Annotated in this window: 13 protein-coding genes; 8 read left to right on the plus strand and 5 right to left on the minus strand. The window is 73.1% G+C overall.

The genetic code is table 11. The features are described 5' to 3' along the window. Positions 1–4: 4 nt before the first annotated feature. Positions 5–1,222 (plus strand): oxygenase MpaB family protein, encoded by a 1,218-nt coding sequence (locus tag GA0070562_RS18895; protein WP_091423732.1) that lies wholly within the window; start codon positions 5–7, stop codon positions 1,220–1,222. A gap of 13 nt (positions 1,223–1,235) precedes the next feature. Here the strand turns inward: GA0070562_RS18895 and GA0070562_RS18900 are convergent, their stop codons facing one another. Both GA0070562_RS18900 and GA0070562_RS18905 read right to left on the minus strand, forming a co-directional pair. Next, complete coding sequence (locus tag GA0070562_RS18900) at positions 1,236–2,399, minus strand: TetR/AcrR family transcriptional regulator (RefSeq protein WP_175438794.1); 1,164 nt, start codon at positions 2,397–2,399, stop codon at positions 1,236–1,238. 93 nt (positions 2,400–2,492) lie between these two features. Then, positions 2,493–3,701 (minus strand): TetR/AcrR family transcriptional regulator, encoded by a 1,209-nt coding sequence (locus GA0070562_RS18905; protein ID WP_091423739.1) that lies wholly within the window; start codon positions 3,699–3,701, stop codon positions 2,493–2,495. Positions 3,702–3,863: 162 nt separating this feature from the next. Between GA0070562_RS18905 and GA0070562_RS18910 the strand changes: the two genes are divergently transcribed. Next, the gene (locus tag GA0070562_RS18910) at positions 3,864–5,078 is read left to right on the plus strand and encodes an acetyl-CoA C-acetyltransferase (protein ID WP_091423743.1); all 1,215 of its coding nucleotides are present in this window, start codon (positions 3,864–3,866) and stop codon (positions 5,076–5,078) included. Positions 5,079–5,087: 9 nt separating this feature from the next. After that, positions 5,088–7,235 carry a 3-hydroxyacyl-CoA dehydrogenase NAD-binding domain-containing protein gene (locus GA0070562_RS18915; protein ID WP_091423747.1) on the plus strand — a complete coding sequence of 716 codons (2,148 nt, stop codon included), beginning with the start codon at positions 5,088–5,090 and terminating at the stop codon, positions 7,233–7,235. 48 nt (positions 7,236–7,283) lie between these two features. Here GA0070562_RS18915 and GA0070562_RS18920 read toward each other — a convergent pair whose 3' ends face one another. Beyond that, positions 7,284–7,652, minus strand: a complete 369-nt coding sequence (locus GA0070562_RS18920; RefSeq protein ID WP_091423750.1) for a winged helix-turn-helix transcriptional regulator — start codon at positions 7,650–7,652, stop codon at positions 7,284–7,286. Positions 7,653–7,747: 95 nt separating this feature from the next. On the opposite strand from GA0070562_RS18920, the gene GA0070562_RS18925 reads away from it, so the two are divergent. After that, a complete protein-coding gene (locus GA0070562_RS18925) occupies positions 7,748–8,680 on the plus strand; it encodes an NAD(P)-dependent oxidoreductase (RefSeq protein WP_091423753.1) in 933 nt (310 codons plus the stop codon). On the opposite strand, the gene GA0070562_RS18930 is transcribed toward GA0070562_RS18925, so the two are convergent. Next, entirely contained in the window at positions 8,640–9,791 is a 1,152-nt protein-coding gene (locus GA0070562_RS18930; protein WP_091423756.1) for an acyl-CoA dehydrogenase family protein, read from the minus strand. The two genes, GA0070562_RS18925 and GA0070562_RS18930, sit on opposite strands and share 41 nt — an antisense overlap. Before the next feature lie 76 nt (positions 9,792–9,867). Here GA0070562_RS18930 and GA0070562_RS18935 point away from each other — a divergent pair, with 76 nt between their 5' ends. Next, positions 9,868–11,358, plus strand: coding sequence for an aldehyde dehydrogenase family protein (locus GA0070562_RS18935; RefSeq protein WP_091423760.1), 1,491 nt, complete (start codon positions 9,868–9,870; stop codon positions 11,356–11,358). 1 nt (position 11,359) lies between these two features. On the opposite strand, the gene GA0070562_RS18940 is transcribed toward GA0070562_RS18935, so the two are convergent. Continuing rightward, the gene (locus tag GA0070562_RS18940) at positions 11,360–12,040 is read right to left on the minus strand and encodes a GntR family transcriptional regulator (protein WP_091423763.1); all 681 of its coding nucleotides are present in this window, start codon (positions 12,038–12,040) and stop codon (positions 11,360–11,362) included. A gap of 43 nt (positions 12,041–12,083) precedes the next feature. On the opposite strand from GA0070562_RS18940, the gene GA0070562_RS18945 reads away from it, so the two are divergent. From GA0070562_RS18945 to GA0070562_RS18955, 3 genes are read left to right on the plus strand one after another with little or no spacing between them, the layout of a single operon-like run. Beyond that, complete coding sequence (locus GA0070562_RS18945; protein ID WP_225853075.1) at positions 12,084–12,893, plus strand: enoyl-CoA hydratase-related protein; 810 nt, start codon at positions 12,084–12,086, stop codon at positions 12,891–12,893. After that, positions 12,890–14,050 (plus strand): CaiB/BaiF CoA transferase family protein, encoded by a 1,161-nt coding sequence (locus GA0070562_RS18950; protein ID WP_091423770.1) that lies wholly within the window; start codon positions 12,890–12,892, stop codon positions 14,048–14,050. The genes GA0070562_RS18945 and GA0070562_RS18950 overlap by 4 nt, the downstream gene beginning before the upstream one ends. Further along, on the plus strand, positions 14,050–15,078 hold the full coding sequence (locus GA0070562_RS18955; protein ID WP_091423774.1) for an LLM class F420-dependent oxidoreductase: 1,029 nt from the start codon (positions 14,050–14,052) through the stop codon (positions 15,076–15,078). Before GA0070562_RS18950 ends, GA0070562_RS18955 begins: the two co-directional genes overlap by 1 nt. Positions 15,079–15,089 lie beyond the last annotated feature (11 nt).

The raw sequence follows: 15,089 nt of genomic DNA on the forward strand, positions 1-15,089 counted from the left end.
GCTAATGGAGAATCTCAGTAGACGAAGCGTCCTGACGCTCGGTGCCGCGCTGGGACTGGTGGCGGTGGCGGACACCCCGAAGGCGTGGGCGTGGTCGTCGTCCGGCTCGATCGCCGGGACCGACACGGTCACCGACCCGTGGGACGTCTGGGACGACGACACCGACCCGCTCGTCGCCTCGCTGCTGGACGCCGGTCAGATCCCGGCGGTGAACACCGCGTTCGCGTCCTGGATCCGCAACGGCGACGCGCTGCCCGCCGGCCTGCCCCCGGCGCTCACCACCTACCTGCGGCGCGTCAACACGCTGCCGTCCTGGGCCGACCAGGCCAAGCTGGACCGCGCCGCCCAGTTCAACAAGCGCATGAGCATGTACCTGTTCCTGCTCTACGGCCTGGGCAGCGGGATCATGAGCACGGTGATCCCGCGCGAGGCCCGCAACGTCTACTGGTCCGAGGGCGGCGCGGACATGAAGTCGCGCGCCGCGAAGACCTTCACCTACGGGTACGACCTGAGCGCTCCCGACGCGTTCAAGGCCACCGGCAGCTTCGTGGTCACCTCGCACAAGACGCGGCTCACCCACGCGGCCGTACGGCACCTGCTGCCGCAGTCCGCGCCGTGGCGCGGCGTCACCGACCACCCGATCCCGATCAGCAACGGCGACATCCTCATCACCTTCCACAGCCTCGGCACCTACGTGCACCGCAAGCTGCTCGACTGGCGTCGCTGGGGCCTGCGGATGTCGGCCGCGGAGGAGGAGGCCTACCTGCACATGTGGCAGGTCGCCCTGCACCTGCTCGGGGTCCGCGACGAGTTCATCCCGAACAGCTGGGCCGCCGCCGAGGAGCAGTCCCGGTACGCGCTGAACCCGCTCCTCGCGCCGACGCCCGAGGGCATCGACCTGGCCGACATCCTGCTGAACCTGACGTCCTCGGTGGACCTGGGCGTCACCCGGGGATTCCAGCGGGAGTTCGCGCGCTACGTGCTCACCGACCGGATCGGCGACTGGCTGCGGCTGCCCCGCGACTACATCTCCCGGGGTGTGATCGAGGCCGGCTGGCCGACGTACGTGATGTTCCGCGAAGGGCTCTCGCCGCTCATGCCGGAGACGTTCGGCCTGTTCGACAGGTTCATCCGCGGGCTGGCGATGCTGTTCCTCAACAACGGCTCGTCCGCGTCGCACACCCCGATCACGATCCCGGTCATGAACCGGCCGGGCACCTGAGGCGCGTGCGGCTTCACAGCGTCAGGGCGCCGGTGACCAGCGCGGTCACCGCGTCCCGGTGGCCGGGCGAGTCCTGCCAGCGCAGGGCCCGCCCGGCCTCCACCGCCACGCCGAAGCCGGCGTGCACGAGCAGCCGGGCCTGCCGCCGGTCCAGGTCCGGCCGGACCGCCCGCAACTGCTGCTCCCAGACCGCGATGTGCTCCCGCTGGGCGAGGATGAGCGGACGCCGGACGTCGTCCGGAAGCCCGGCCACCTCGGCCTCGGCGACGCTGTTGAGGGTGTTGTGCTCGAAGCAGTAGGCCACGTACGCCGCCGCCAGCGCGACCACCGCCTGACGAGGATCGGCCGCCCGCTGGAGGCTGCGGTCCACCGCCTGGGCGAGCAGTTCCGCCGCCTGGAGGCAGGCGGCCACGAGGATGTCCACCTTGCCGGGATAGTGGCGGTAGATCGCGGACGGCGCGAGCCCCACCGCCTGGGCGATCTGCGCGTTGGTGACGGTGGCGAAGCCGTCCCGGGCGAACAGGGGCACGGCCGCGGCCAGGATCTCCGCGCGCCGGGTGCGGGGCACCGGCTGGGCGGGCAGCTCGACCAGCCGCGCCGTCCCGGCGGCGGTCGTCGGGTCGGTGGCCACGACCCGCATCGCGGACCGGAGCACCAGATCCTCGATCCGGCGCTGGGCGATCGAGGTGTGGTGCATGGTCACCGAGCCGATCACACCGAGCGCCGCGACCGCCCGCAGCCGCTCTTCGGGCAGCGGGTACTCCCGCCGTACCATCTCGGTGACCCGGCCCACGACGTGGCCGAACTTCGCGCGGAGCAGGTGGCGGTCCGCGCGCCCGAGGTAGCGGGCCTCCCACCGGTAGATGCCGCCGGAGGCGCGGTGCGCGACGGTGACCCGGGTGAGGGCCACCAGCACGTCGGCCAGCGCCGCGTCGGGCGGCCACTCGTCGACGACCCCGACCAGGTTGTCCACCATGACGTTGGCGCACTCGGCGAACAACGCGTACTTGTTCGGGAAGTGCCGGTACAGCGCCGGCGCGCTGATGCCGACCGCCGCGGCGATCTCCTCCATGGACGCGCCGTGGTAGCCGCGCTCGCTGAACACCTGCCCGGCCGACTCCACGATGACCTGCCTGCGGTTGCGTGGCCGGGTGGCCGCGGCCGGCCCGGTGGTCACCGGACCGTCCGGGCGGACGCGGACGGGCACAGGACCATGGGTGTCAGTCAACCACAGCGGTTCACGCCGCCCGCGCCCTCGCGATGACGCCGCTCAGGCGTGCAGCACGGCGAGCGCGAGCCGGGCGGTCCAGGTGTCGTAGCCCGCGGTGCGGTCGAAGCGGCCGAGCCGTCCGACGTCGGTGACCACGTTCAGCGCGGCGTGCACGAGGACGCGGGCGTCGCCGGCCGGCAGGTCCGGCCGTACCGCCCGGACCAGGCCCACCCACTCCTCGACGTGCAGGCGCTGCGCGCCGCGCAACTCGTGGCGGTCCCGGTCCGGCAGGTTGTTGTTCTCCGCCAGGTACACCGCGACCAGGTCGCTCTGGCCGAACGCGAAGTCGACGTAGGCCCGCACCACCCGGTGCAGCGCGTCGGCCGGGTCGCTCGCGTCGGCGATCGCCGCGGTGGTGGCACCGGTCAGCCGGTCGGTGGCCCGGTAGTAGGCGGCCGCGAGCAGGTCGGCCTTGCCGGGGAAGTAGCGGTACACGCTGGATGCCTGAATGCCCGCGGCGCGGCCGATGTCCTCGACCGCGACGGCGTGGTAGCCGTGCCTGTGGAACAGCCGCATCGCCTCGATCAGCAGCAGCTCGCGGCGCGACGCCGGGCGCACCGGGCCGGTGGCGGGCGTGTCCTCCGGCGCGGGACGCCGCCGCGGCGGCACCGCCGGCGCGTCGGTCCGCAGCAGCGTCCAGGCGACCCGGGTGAGCAGGTGCTCGGTGTCGGTGCCGGTGGCCGCGGCCCGGTACGTGGTAACGCTGCCGAACGCGCTCAGCGCCGCGTTCACCAGCAGGTCCGCCTGCCCGGCGGTCAGCTCGGGACGCAGCTCGCGCAGCGGCGCGGCGACGCGGCCGACGAGCGTGGCCATCGACGCGGCGAACTCCTGCCGGTGCTCGGGCGTCAGGTAGCGGCCCTCCCACTGGTACAGCCCGGCCACCCGCCGCCTGCTCACCGCGACCTCGGCGAGCGCGCGCAGCAGTTCGTCGAGCAGCCCGTCGGCGCTGTTCGCCGCCGGCCGCCCGGTCGCGGCGAGCAGGGCGCCGACGACCTCGCGGGTGGCGTGCACGAGGATCGCGTACTTGTTCGGGAAGTGCCGGTAGACGGCCGGCCCGCTGATGCCGACGGCGGCGGCGATCTCGTCCACCGAGACGCCGTGGTAGCCCCGCTCGCAGAACAGCTCGGCACCGGCGAGCGCGATCCGGGCCTTGCGGTCCTTGGGCCGTCTGACCGGTGCCGGGGCGGTGTCGCTGGCTGTTCGTCGCACCGCTACACGTTAGCGCCCGCTCGCGTGGATCCGGTGACGCCCCTCGGCGGTTTCCGTCGCGGAGCCGGAGCCGGACAGCGCGGAACGCTTCTTGACAAGCGGCGGCAGGCTCAAGAAAAGTTAGGCGAAATTCGCATGCGGGTGAGCAATGAGGAGCTTGGCATGACGACCGATGCGTTCATCTACGACGCGTTGCGCACGCCGCGCGGGCGGGGCAAGCCGACCGGAGCGCTGCACGGGGTGAAGCCGGTTTCGCTGATCACCGGCCTGATCGAGGAGACCCTGCGGCGGATGCCCGGCCTCGATCCGGCGCTGATCGACGACATCGTGCTCGGGGTGGTGTCCCCGCTCGGCGACCAGGGCGCCGACATCGCCCGGACCGCCGCCGTCGCCGCCGGCCTGCCCGACACCGTGGCCGGCGTCCAGCTCAACCGCTTCTGCGCCTCCGGCCTGGAGGCGGTGAACATCGCCGCGCAGAAGGTGCGCTCCGGCTGGGAGGATCTCGTCCTCGCCGGTGGCGTCGAGTCGATGTCCCGGGTGCCGATGGGCTCCGACGGCGGGGCGTGGGCGCTCGATCCGGAGGTCAACTACACCACCGGGTTCGTGCCGCAGGGCATCAGCGCCGACCTCATCGCCACCATCGCCGGCTTCGACCGGGAGACGGTCGACGCGTACGCGCTCCAGTCGCAGGCGCGGGCCGCGAAGGCGTGGGCCAACGGCTACTTCGCCCGGTCCGTGGTGCCGGTCCGCGACCGCAACGGGCTCACCGTCCTGGACCGGGACGAGCACATCCGGGCTGACTCGACGGCGGAGAGCCTCGCCGCGCTGCGCCCCTCGTTCGCCGAGATCGGCCAGAAGGCGGGCTTCGACGCGGTCGCGTTGCAGAAGTACCACTGGGTCGAGCGGATCGAGCACGTCCACACCGCGGGGAACTCCTCCGGCATCGTCGACGGCGCCGCGCTCGTCGTGGTCGGCAGTGAGGCGGCCGGCGCCGCCGCCGGCCTCACCCCGCGAGCCCGCGTCCTGGCGACCGCGCTCAGCGGCGCCGACACCACCATCATGCTCACCGGTCCGGCCCCGGCGGCCCGCAAGGCGCTGGCCAAGGCCGGTCTCGGCGTCGACGACCTCGACCTGGTGGAGATCAACGAGGCGTTCGCCGCGGTGGTCCTTCGGTTCGTCGCCGACCTCGGCCTGAACCCGGACACCGTCAACGTCAACGGCGGGGCGATCGCGATGGGACACCCGCTGGGCGCGACCGGCGCCATGATCCTCGGCACGCTCGTCGACGAACTGGAACGACGCGGCGGCCGCTACGGCCTGGCCACGCTCTGCGCGGGCGGCGGCATGGGCATCGCGACCGTGATCGAACGAATCTGAGGAGCACGAATGGCCAACACCATCCGGTGGGAGCACGGCGACGACGGCATCGTGCTGCTCACCCTCGACCACCCCGGCCGCTCGGCGAACGTGATGAACGCGGAGTTCGGCGCGAGCCTCACGGCCACTGTGGACCGGCTCGAAGCCGAGCGCGACCGGATCACCGGCGTGATCGTCACCTCGGCCAAGAAGACGTTCTTCGCCGGGGGCGACCTGGAGACCCTGGTGCGGCTGACCCCCGCCGACGCCGAGGCGTCAGCGGCCGGCGCGGCCGCGCTCAAGCACGCCGTACGCCGGCTGGAGACGCTCGGCCGGCCGGTCGTCGCCGCGATCAACGGATCCGCCCTCGGCGGCGGACTGGAACTGGCGCTGGGCTGCCACCACCGCGTCGTGCTCGACGACCCGGCGATCGAGATCGGCTTCCCCGAGGTCACGCTCGGCCTGCTGCCCGGCTGCGGTGGCGTGGTGCGTACCGTCCGGCTGCTCGGTGTCACCGCCGCGCTGACCGACTGGCTGCTGCGCGGCCAGCGCCGCCGGCCGCAGGACGCGCTCGCGCACGGGCTGGTCGACGAGCTCGCCACCGACCGGGACGCCCTGATGGCCGCCGCCCGCGACTGGATCGCCGCCCACCCCGACGCGACCCAGCCGTACGACCGTAAGGGCTACCGGATGCCCGGCGGCACCCCGTCCAGCCCGGGGCTCGCGGTCCAGTTGCCGGCCATGCCCGCCCTGCTGCGCAAACAGCTCAAGGGTGCGCCCTACCCGGCGCCCCGCAACATCCTCGCCGCCGCCGTCGAGGGCGCCCAGGTCGACCTGGACACCGCGTTCACCGTCGAGGGGCGGTACTTCACCGAGCTGGCCACCGGCCAGATCGCCAAGAACATGATCAAGGCACTGTTCTTCGACCTCCAGACCGCCCGGTCCCGGGCCGCCGGCGGGGCACACGAGCCGGTGAGCAGCGTCGCGGTGGTCGGCGCGGGCATGATGGGCGCCGCCATCGCGTACGTCTGCGCCCGTGCCGGGATGCGGGTCGTGCTCAAGGACGTCACCGCCGAGGGGGCGGCGCGGGGCAAGGCGTACTCGGCGGGCCTGCTCGACAAGGCGGTCGCCCGGGGCCGGTCCACGCCAGACGAGCGCGACGAGATCCTGGGCCGGATCCACGCCACCGGCGACCTCGCCGACCTGGCCGGCGTCGACCTCGCGATCGAGGCGGTCTTCGAGGACCCGGCGCTCAAGCACAAGGTGTACGCCGAGATCGAGCAGGTCGCGCCGGGCGCGCTCATCGCCTCCAACACGTCCACGCTGCCCATCACGCTGCTCGCCGAGGGCGTCAGCCGGCCGGATGAGTTCGTCGGGCTGCACTTCTTCTCCCCGGTGGACAAGATGCCGCTGGTCGAGGTGATCCGCGGTGAGCGGACCGACGAGACCACGCTGGGCCGAGCGCTGGGCGTCGTACGCCGGCTGCGCAAGACGCCGATCGTGGTCAACGACAGCCGGGGCTTCTTCACCAGCCGGGTCATCGGGACGTTCACCAACGAGGGCGTGGCGATGCTGGCCGAGGGCATCCCGGCGGCGACCGTCGAGCAGGCCAGCAGCCAGGCCGGGTATCCCGCGCCGGTCCTCGCGCTGATGGACGAGCTGACCCTGACCCTGCCCCGGAAGATCCGGCAGGAGACGGCCGCGGCCACAGTCGCCGCCGGTGGCACCTGGACGCCGCACGCGGCCGACGCGGTGATCGACCGGATGATCGACGAGTGCGGCCGGACCGGGCGCTCCGGTGGCGCCGGCTTCTACGACTACCGCGACGGGAAACGGGCCGGGCTCTGGCCGGGGCTGCGGGAGCAGTTCGGCGGCACGAACCTGGACACGCCGTTCGAGGACCTCAAGGAGCGGATGCTGTTCATCGAGGCGATCGAGTCGGTGCGGTGCCTGGACGAGGGCGTGCTGACCTCGGTGGCCGACGCCAACGTCGGCTCGATCCTGGGCATCGGCTACCCGAGTTGGACCGGCGGCGTCCTCCAGTACGTCAACCAGTACGACGGCGGGCTGCCGGGCTTCGTGGCCCGCGCCCGGGTGCTCGCCGAGCGGTACGGGCAGCGGTTCGACCCGCCGCCGCTGCTGGTGGCCATGGCCGAGCGGGGCGAGCGGTTCGAATAGGGTCCGGCCGGCCGCGGCCTCGACGAGTGGCCGCGGCCGGCGCTCTCCTCAGACGCCCCGGCCCGTCTTCGCCAGCCCTCGGGCGATCGGCCGCTCGCGTCCCCAGGCGGCCAGCGGCTCGAGGGCGTCGTTGAGGCGCACGCCGTCCGCGGTCAGCGAGTACTCGACGCGGGGCGGCACCTCGTCGTAGGAGACGCGGTGCACGACGCCGTCCGCCTCCATCTCGCGGAGGTGTGCGGCCAGCACCTTCTCGGTGACCCCCGGCAGCAGTCGACGCAACTCGCCGAAGCGGCGGCAGGGGTGCTCGTGGAGGGCCCAGAGGATCAGCACCTTCCACTTGCCCCCGATCACCTCCATCGCGGTGTCGATCCCGCAGACGTGGCCTCCTGGTGCGCCCGGCCGGTTCAACGTCGCCATGCCCCGCCCCTCCGACGTGCTCGCTCACCTCAGGGTAACCACCTACTCCGAAGTGCGTACTTGATCATCTTTTGGCCTGCGACCAGCCTGAGGGCATGGCACCGAACACTGTCGACAAGACCCCCGTCACGCTGCTGGGCCTCGGCGCGATGGGCACCGCGCTGGCCCGCACCTGGATCGCCGCGGGCCACCCGCTCACCGTCTGGAACCGCACCCCGGCCCGCGCAGCGGCGATCTCCGACGAGGGGGCGGGGCTCGCGGACAGCGCCGCTGCGGCCGTCGCGGCGAACACCCTGGTCGTCGTCTGTCTATTGGACGACGACTCGGTCGGGGAGGTGCTGGCCGGCACCGACCTGACCGGCAAGGATCTGGTCAATCTGACCACCGGCACCCCTGCCGAGGCCCGCTCCCGAGCCGAGTGGGCCCGCGAGCGCGGTGCCCGCTACCTGGACGGCGGGATCATGGCCGTTCCTCCGATGATCGGCCTCCCGGAGGCCGGCGGTTACGTCTTCTACAGCGGCTCGCGGGAGCTGTTCGAGCGGCACCGGGAGACGTTGGGCGTCCCGGCCGGCACCACCTACGTCGGCCGGGACGCGGGCTTCGCCGCCCTGCACGACGTGGCCCTGCTCAGCGCCATGTACGGGATGTTCGCCGGGGCAGCGCACGCCTTCGCCCTGATCCGCAAGGAGGACATCGACCCCGCGTCGCTGGCCCCGCTGCTCGCCGACTGGCTCGTGACGATGGCCCCGGCAGTTCATCAGACCGCCGACCAGCTGCGCGGCGGCGACTACACGAAGGGTGTCGTCTCCAGTCTCGCCATGCAGGTGGCCGGCACGCCGACCTTCCTGAGCACCGCCGAACAGCAGGGCGTCAGCCCGGAACTGCTCAGCCCGTACTTCGAACTGATGCGCCGCCGCCTGGCGCAGGGCGGCGGCGAGGAGGACCTGACGGGCGTGATCGACCTGCTGGTGCGCGGGCCGGATCACGTCAGGACATCTGCTCGGACAGCCCGTACGTCTTGGCGATGATCTCGCGCTGGATCTCGCTGGCGCCGCCGTAGACGGTGGACACGATCGACGAGCGCACCAGGCGCTCCATGTCGAACTCGGTGGTGTAGCCGTAGCCGCCCATCATCTGCATCGCGTCCAGGGCGACCCGGCGGGCGGTCTCGGTGGCCTTGAGCTTCGCCATCGAACTCTCCCGGGGCAGCACCGTGTCCGGCGCCTTGTCGACCTTGGCGGCGGTGTCGTAGACCAGCAGCCGGGCGCACTCGATCTCGGTGGCCAGGTCGGCCAGCCGGTGCCGGAGCACCTGGAACGATCCGATCGGCCGGCGGAACTGCCGCCGGTGCTTCACGTACTCGACGACGTCGCCGAACGCCCGCTGCGCGGTGCCGAGCATGACGCTGGCGAGGATCAGCCGCTCCATGTTGAGCCCGGCCATCAGTTGCCGCCAGCCGTTGTCGACCTCGCCGACCACGGCGTCGGCGGGCAGCACGCAGTCGGTGAAGTAGAGGTCGTTCACCTCCCGGCCGCCCATGGTGTCGATGCCGGAGACGGTCAGGCCGGGCGCCGAGGCGGGGACCAGGAACATGGTCAGGCCGTGGTGGTCGCCGGCCCGGCCGGAGGTGCGGGCGACCAGCAGGATGTGCTCGGCCAGGTGGGCGTTCGAACACCACGTCTTCTGGCCGTTGACGACGTACCCGTCGTCGCGGCGCTCGGCGCGGCAGCTCAGGTTCGCCACGTCGGAGCCGGCCTCGGGCTCGGACATCGCGACCGCCTCGATGACGCCGCGGGCCACTCCGGACAGGATCAGCTTCTTCTGCGCCGGCGTGCCGAACCGCTGGTAGGTGGCGGCCACGATGATCGAGGTGGTGAAGCCGCCGATCGGGGCCATCGCGCGGGCCGTCTCCTCCAGGAACAGGCACAGCTCCGTCATGCCGGCGCCGCCGCCATCGAACTCCTCCGGCAGGGACAGGCCCAGCCAGCCGAGGTCGGCCATCTTGCGGTACAGCTCCGGGCTGTGCGGTTCCCGGCCGCCGTTCGTGAGGTTCTGCCGCTGCTCGCGGGTGCCCACCTCGCGGCGGCAGAAGTCCCGCACCGCCTCGACCAGGGATCGTTGCTCGTCGCTCCACTCCACTGCGGTACCTCCAGCGCGTCAGCAGGGATTGACAGCAAGGCTAGACTATCGAATATCAAATGTCAGGAGGCTGTCGATGACGTCCCTCGTGGAGCACCCTCGCCGGCTGCGCGTCGTCGACCCGGTGACAGGTGAGCACCGCGCCGACTACGAGATCGCCGACGACGCCGCAGTGCGCGCCGCCGTGTCGCGAGCCCGCGAGGCGGCCGGCTGGTGGGCCGGCCTGGACGCCCGGCAACGCCGCCGCCACCTGCTGGCGTACAAGGCGGCAGTCGCCGGCGGTATCGAGGAGCTGGCCGGGATCGTCCGGAGCGAGACCGGCAAGAGCCTCGCCGGGGCGCAGCTCGAGGTGATGCTCGCCGTCGAGCACCTGGACTGGGCGGCCCGGCACGCCGCGCGGGTGCTCAGGCGGCGCTCGGTCCCCTCCGGCCTGCTCGCGTTCAACCAGGCCGCCTCCGTCGAGTACGTGCCGTACGGCGTGGTCGGCGTGATCGGCCCGTGGAACTACCCCGTCTACACGCCGATGGGTGCGGTGTCGCACGCGCTGGCCGCCGGCAACGCTGTGGTGTTCAAGCCCAGCGAGTTCACCCCCGGTGTCGGTGTGTGGCTGGCCGAGCGCTGGCACGAGCTGTTCCCCGACCACCCGGTCCTCCAGGTGGTCACCGGCGACGGCACGACCGGCGCGGCGCTGTGCCGCGCGTCGGTCGACAAGATCGCGTTCACCGGGTCGGCCGCGACCGGGCGCGCGGTCATGGCCGCCTGCGCCGAGAGCCTGACACCGGTGGTGATCGAGGGCGGGGGTAAGGACGCTCTGATCGTCACCGCCGACGCCGACCTCGACGCGGCCGCGCGGGCGGCGGTCTTCGGGGGACTGGGCAACGCCGGGCAGACGTGTGCCGGCGTCGAGCGCGTCTACGTCGAACGGTCCGTCTACCAGCCGTTCCTGGCCACGCTCACCGAGCTGGCGCGGCAGGTCCGGCCGGGCGCCGAGCCGGACGCGCCGTACGGGCCGATGACCACGCCCACCCAGCCGGACGTCGTGCGGCGCCACGTCACCGACGCGCTCGACCGGGGCGCCCGGGCGGTGGTCGGTGACGTGGATTCGGTACGTCCCCCGTTCGTGGAGCCGGTCGTGCTGACCGACGTGCCCGAGGACAGCGCCGCCGTCACCGAGGAGACGTTCGGCCCGGTGCTCGTGGTCAACCCGGTGGCCGACGCCGACGAGGCGGTACGCCGGACGAACGCGACCAGCTACGGGCTCTCCGGTTCGATCTTCACCCGCGACCGTCGCCGTGGCCTGGCGCTCGCCGGGCGGCTGCGGGCCGGCGCGGTGTCGGTCAACTCCGTGCTGGGGTACGCGGGGGTGCCGTCACTGCCCTTCGGCGGTGTGGGCGACTCCGGATTCGGGCGGGTCCACGGCGCGGACGGCCTGCGCGAGTTCAGCCGGGCGCGATCGGTGACGTGGCAGCGGTTCCGGCCGCTGATCGAAGTGATGACGCTCCAGCCGTCCGCCTCCGCGATGAAGCGCTCGCTGGTGATGTTCGCGTGGCGTCATGGCCGCCGGTGACTCACTCGTTCCACACGCCCAGTCCGTCGAGGTGCTTGACCAGCCGTTCCGCGCCGTCGGTGAAGTGCCGGGCCATGACCGGCCGGACGGCCTCCGGGTCGCCTGCCGCGAGCGCGTCGAGCAGCGCCTCGTGATCGGCGACCATGCCGGCCCGCCACTCCGGGTCGGCGGCGTAGAACCGCGACGGCGTGTAGCGGGTCACGGTCCGCAGCAGCCAGGACAGCTTGCGCGCGTCGGCGAGCCGGTTGATCCGGCGGTGGAACTCGTATTCGAGCTGCTCGACCCGGCTGGTCTGCCGGGCCTGGGCGGCGCGGCGCAGCCGTTCGTGCTGCTGCCGCAGGTCGTCGAGCTGGTCCGGCGTGATGCTGACGGCGACCCGGGCGGCCAGCTCACCGGCGATGTGGCCCTGGAGGCTGAACACGTCGATGATGTCCTGCCGGGACAGCGGCGCCACCACGTGCCCGCGTCGCGGTTGCAGCTCGACCATGTCCTCCGCGCGCAGCATCAGCAGCGCCTCACGCACCGGTGTGATGCTCAGCCCGGTCTCCTGGGCGATTTCCTCCAGCCGGATTCGTTCGCCGGGGCGCAGCTGGCCGGACATGATCCGGTCGCGCAGCAAGCTCGCCACCGTCTCGGAGAGCTGGGGCTGGGACACGCTCGGGGTCTTGCCACGTTCCGCCACCGGACAAGGGTATCAAATGTCAAATGTCACAAGGATCGAGTCGGTGAGCGCGTCCGAGCAGGCCGGTGACGGTCTGCGGGCCGCCACCGCCGACGGCGTACGCACCATCTGGTTCGACCGGCCCGACCGGCGCAACGCGATGACGCTGGAGATGTTCCGCGACTACTACGCGGCTCTGGTGGCGGCCGACGCGGACCCGGAGGTACGGGCGGTCGTGGTCACCGGCACCGGCGACTGGTTCTGTGCCGGCGCCGACCCGGAGGCGCTCGCCGCGCTGCTCGACGAGCACAACCGCGATCTGCTGGCGGGCGAGTTCGGCTTCCCGCCGCACCTGCCGTTGACGCTCGGCACGCCGATCGTCGCCGCGGTGAACGGCGGCGCGGCGGGCCTCGGCCTGGTCCACGCGCTCTACGCCGACGTGCGGTTCATGGCGGCGCAGGCGCGCCTGTCCACCACGTTCAGCCGGCTCGGCCTCGTCGCCGAGTACGGCAGCGCCTGGCTGCTGCCCCGGCTGGTCGGCCTCGGCGCCGCGCTGGACCTGCTGGTGTCCGGCCGCAAGGTCGACGCGGTGGAGGCGTTCCGGATCGGGCTCGTGCAACGCGTGCTCCCGCGCGAGGAGGTGCTGGCCGAGGCACAAGCCTATGCGGCGGACCTGGCGCAGCACTGCTCACCGGCCTCCATGGCGGTGATCCGGCGGCAGGTGTTCTCCGGCCTGGAGACCGGCGCCGCCGAGGCCGCCGCCGACGCGATCCGGCTCATGGTCGAGTCGCTGGCCGGCGCCGACTTCGGCGAGGCCCTGATCGGCCGGGCCCAGGGGCGCGCGCCCCGCTTCGCCCCACGGGCCGGCGCGTGAGCGGCCCGCTCGCCGGCGTCCGGGTCGTGGAACTGGCCGGGATCGGCCCCGGCCCGTTCGCCGCCATGCTGCTCGCCGACCTCGGCGCCGACGTGGTGCGCATCGACCGGCCGGAACCCGGCGCGTTCGCGGCCGGCGACCCCGCGCGGAACCTGCTCAACCGGGGCAAGCGCTCGATCGTGGTCGACCTGAAGCACCCCGACGGCGCCGAGGTGGTCCTCGCGCTGGCCGGCCGGGCCGCGATCCTGATCGAGGGCTGGCGCCCCGGTGTCGCCGAGCGGCTCGGCGTCGGACCGGAGGCCGCCCTGGCCCGCAACCCGGGGCTGGTCTACGGGCGGATGACCGGCTGGGGACAGGACGGGCCGCTGGCCCGCGCCGCCGGCCACGACATCGGCTACATCGCGGTGGCCGGGGCGCTGCACCCGATCGGCCGCGCCGGCGGGCCGCCGCAGATCCCGCTCAACCTGGTCGGCGACTTCGGCGGCGGCGCGCTCTACCTGGTCGTCGGCATCCTGGCGGCGCTGCACGTCGCCGGCGCCACCGGGCGTGGGCAGGTCGTCGACGCCGCCATCGTGGACGGCGCGGCCCACCTCACCACCCCGTTCGCCGGGCTGCTCGCGCAGGGCGCCTGGCGACCCGAGCGGGGCCGCAACCTGCTCGACGGCGGCGCGCCGTTCTACGACGTGTACGCCACCGCCGACGGCGGGCACATGGCGGTCGGCGCGCTGGAACCCCAGTTCTACGCCGAACTGCTGCGGCGGCTCGGGCTCGCCGACGCGGACCTGCCGGACCGGCACGACGTCACCGGATGGCCGGTGCTGCGCGCCCGCTTCGCCGAGGTGTTCGCCGGGCGTACCCGCGACGAGTGGACGGCCGTGTTCGACGGCACCGACGCCTGCGTCGCGCCGGTGCTGTCGCTCACCGAGGCGCCGGGTCACCCGCACCTGGCCGCGCGTGGCACGTACGAGGAGCACTTCGGCGTCCGGCAGCCCGCCGTGGCGCCCCGTCTGTCCGGGACACCCGGCCGGGTCGGCGGCCCGCCGCCCGTGCCGGGCGCGGACACCGAGCCCGTCCTCACCGACTGGGGGCTGGACGAACACCTACCGCGGTGGCTGGACGGCGGCGCCGTCGGCCGGAAGCAGGGAGCAGCGCACTGATGCGTATCGGGACGACACTGGCGTACGCCGCCGACCCCCGCAGCGGCGCCGACGACGTGGCCGCCTGGGAAGAGGACGGCCTGGACGTGGTCTGGGTGTCCGAGGCGTACGGCTTCGACGCGCCCACGGTAATGGGTTACCTGGCCGCCCGGACGAGCCGCGTCCACATCGGCTCCGCGATCCTGCCGATCTTCTCGCGTACCCCGGCTCTGCTGGCGCAGACCGCGGCGGGCCTGGACGCGATGTCCGGCGGCCGGGCCATCCTCGGCCTGGGCGCGTCCGGACCGCAGGTGATCGAGGGATGGCACGGCGTCGCGTACGACCGGCCGCTGGCCCGCACCCGTGAGGTGATCGAGATCTGCCGGCGGGTGTGGCGGCGCGAGACGCTGACGAACGACGGCCTCTACCGGCTGCCGCTGCCGCCCGGCGACGGCACCGGGCTGGGCAAGCCGCTGAAGATCCTCACCCACCCGGTACGCGACCGCATCCCGATCCACGTGGCCAGCCTGGGTGACCGCAACGTCCGGATGACCGCCGAGATCGCCGACGGGTGGCTGCCGTTCCTCTACGACCCGCGGCGCGCGGGCGACGTCTGGGGCGCCGCGCTGGCGGCCGGCCGGGCGAAGCGGTCGGCCGATCTCGGGCCGTTGGAGGTGGTGGCCGGTGGGCCGCTGGCCATCGGACCGGACGTGACCGGGCTGCGCGACCTCGCCCGGCCGCTGATCGCCCTGTACGTGGGCGGGATGGGCGCCAAGGGCCGCAACTTCTACCACGACCTGCTGTGCCGCTACGGCTACGCCGCCGAGGCGGACCGCATCCAGGAACTCTACCTGGACGGCCGCAAGGCCGAGGCCGCCGCCGCGGTTCCGGCGGAACTGCTGGAACGCACCAGCCTGATCGGGCCGGAGAGCTACGTGCGCGACCGGGTCCAGGAGTACCGCGACGCCGGCGTGACGATCCTCAACGTCGCGCCGCTGGGCGAGGACCCCCGGCGCCTCGTCGCCGCCGTCGCGGACATGGCCCGGTAGCGCGGAGGAGG

It is taken from the genome of Micromonospora tulbaghiae (assembly GCF_900091605.1).
Taxonomy (GTDB): domain Bacteria; phylum Actinomycetota; class Actinomycetes; order Mycobacteriales; family Micromonosporaceae; genus Micromonospora; species Micromonospora tulbaghiae.

What these genes read in the sequence shown, in the direction of transcription:
- GA0070562_RS18895 (WP_091423732.1), top strand. Translation starts at nt 5, where the DNA reads ATGGAGAATCTCAGTAGACGAAGCGTCCTGACGCTCGGTGCCGCGCTG.
- GA0070562_RS18910 (WP_091423743.1), top strand. Translation starts at nt 3,864, where the DNA reads ATGACGACCGATGCGTTCATCTACGACGCGTTGCGCACGCCGCGCGGG.
- GA0070562_RS18915 (WP_091423747.1), top strand. Translation starts at nt 5,088, where the DNA reads ATGGCCAACACCATCCGGTGGGAGCACGGCGACGACGGCATCGTGCTG.
- GA0070562_RS18920 (WP_091423750.1), bottom strand. Translation starts at nt 7,652, where the DNA reads ATGGCGACGTTGAACCGGCCGGGCGCACCAGGAGGCCACGTCTGCGGG.
- GA0070562_RS18925 (WP_091423753.1), top strand. Translation starts at nt 7,748, where the DNA reads ATGGCACCGAACACTGTCGACAAGACCCCCGTCACGCTGCTGGGCCTC.
- GA0070562_RS18935 (WP_091423760.1), top strand. Translation starts at nt 9,868, where the DNA reads ATGACGTCCCTCGTGGAGCACCCTCGCCGGCTGCGCGTCGTCGACCCG.
- GA0070562_RS18955 (WP_091423774.1), top strand. Translation starts at nt 14,050, where the DNA reads ATGCGTATCGGGACGACACTGGCGTACGCCGCCGACCCCCGCAGCGGC.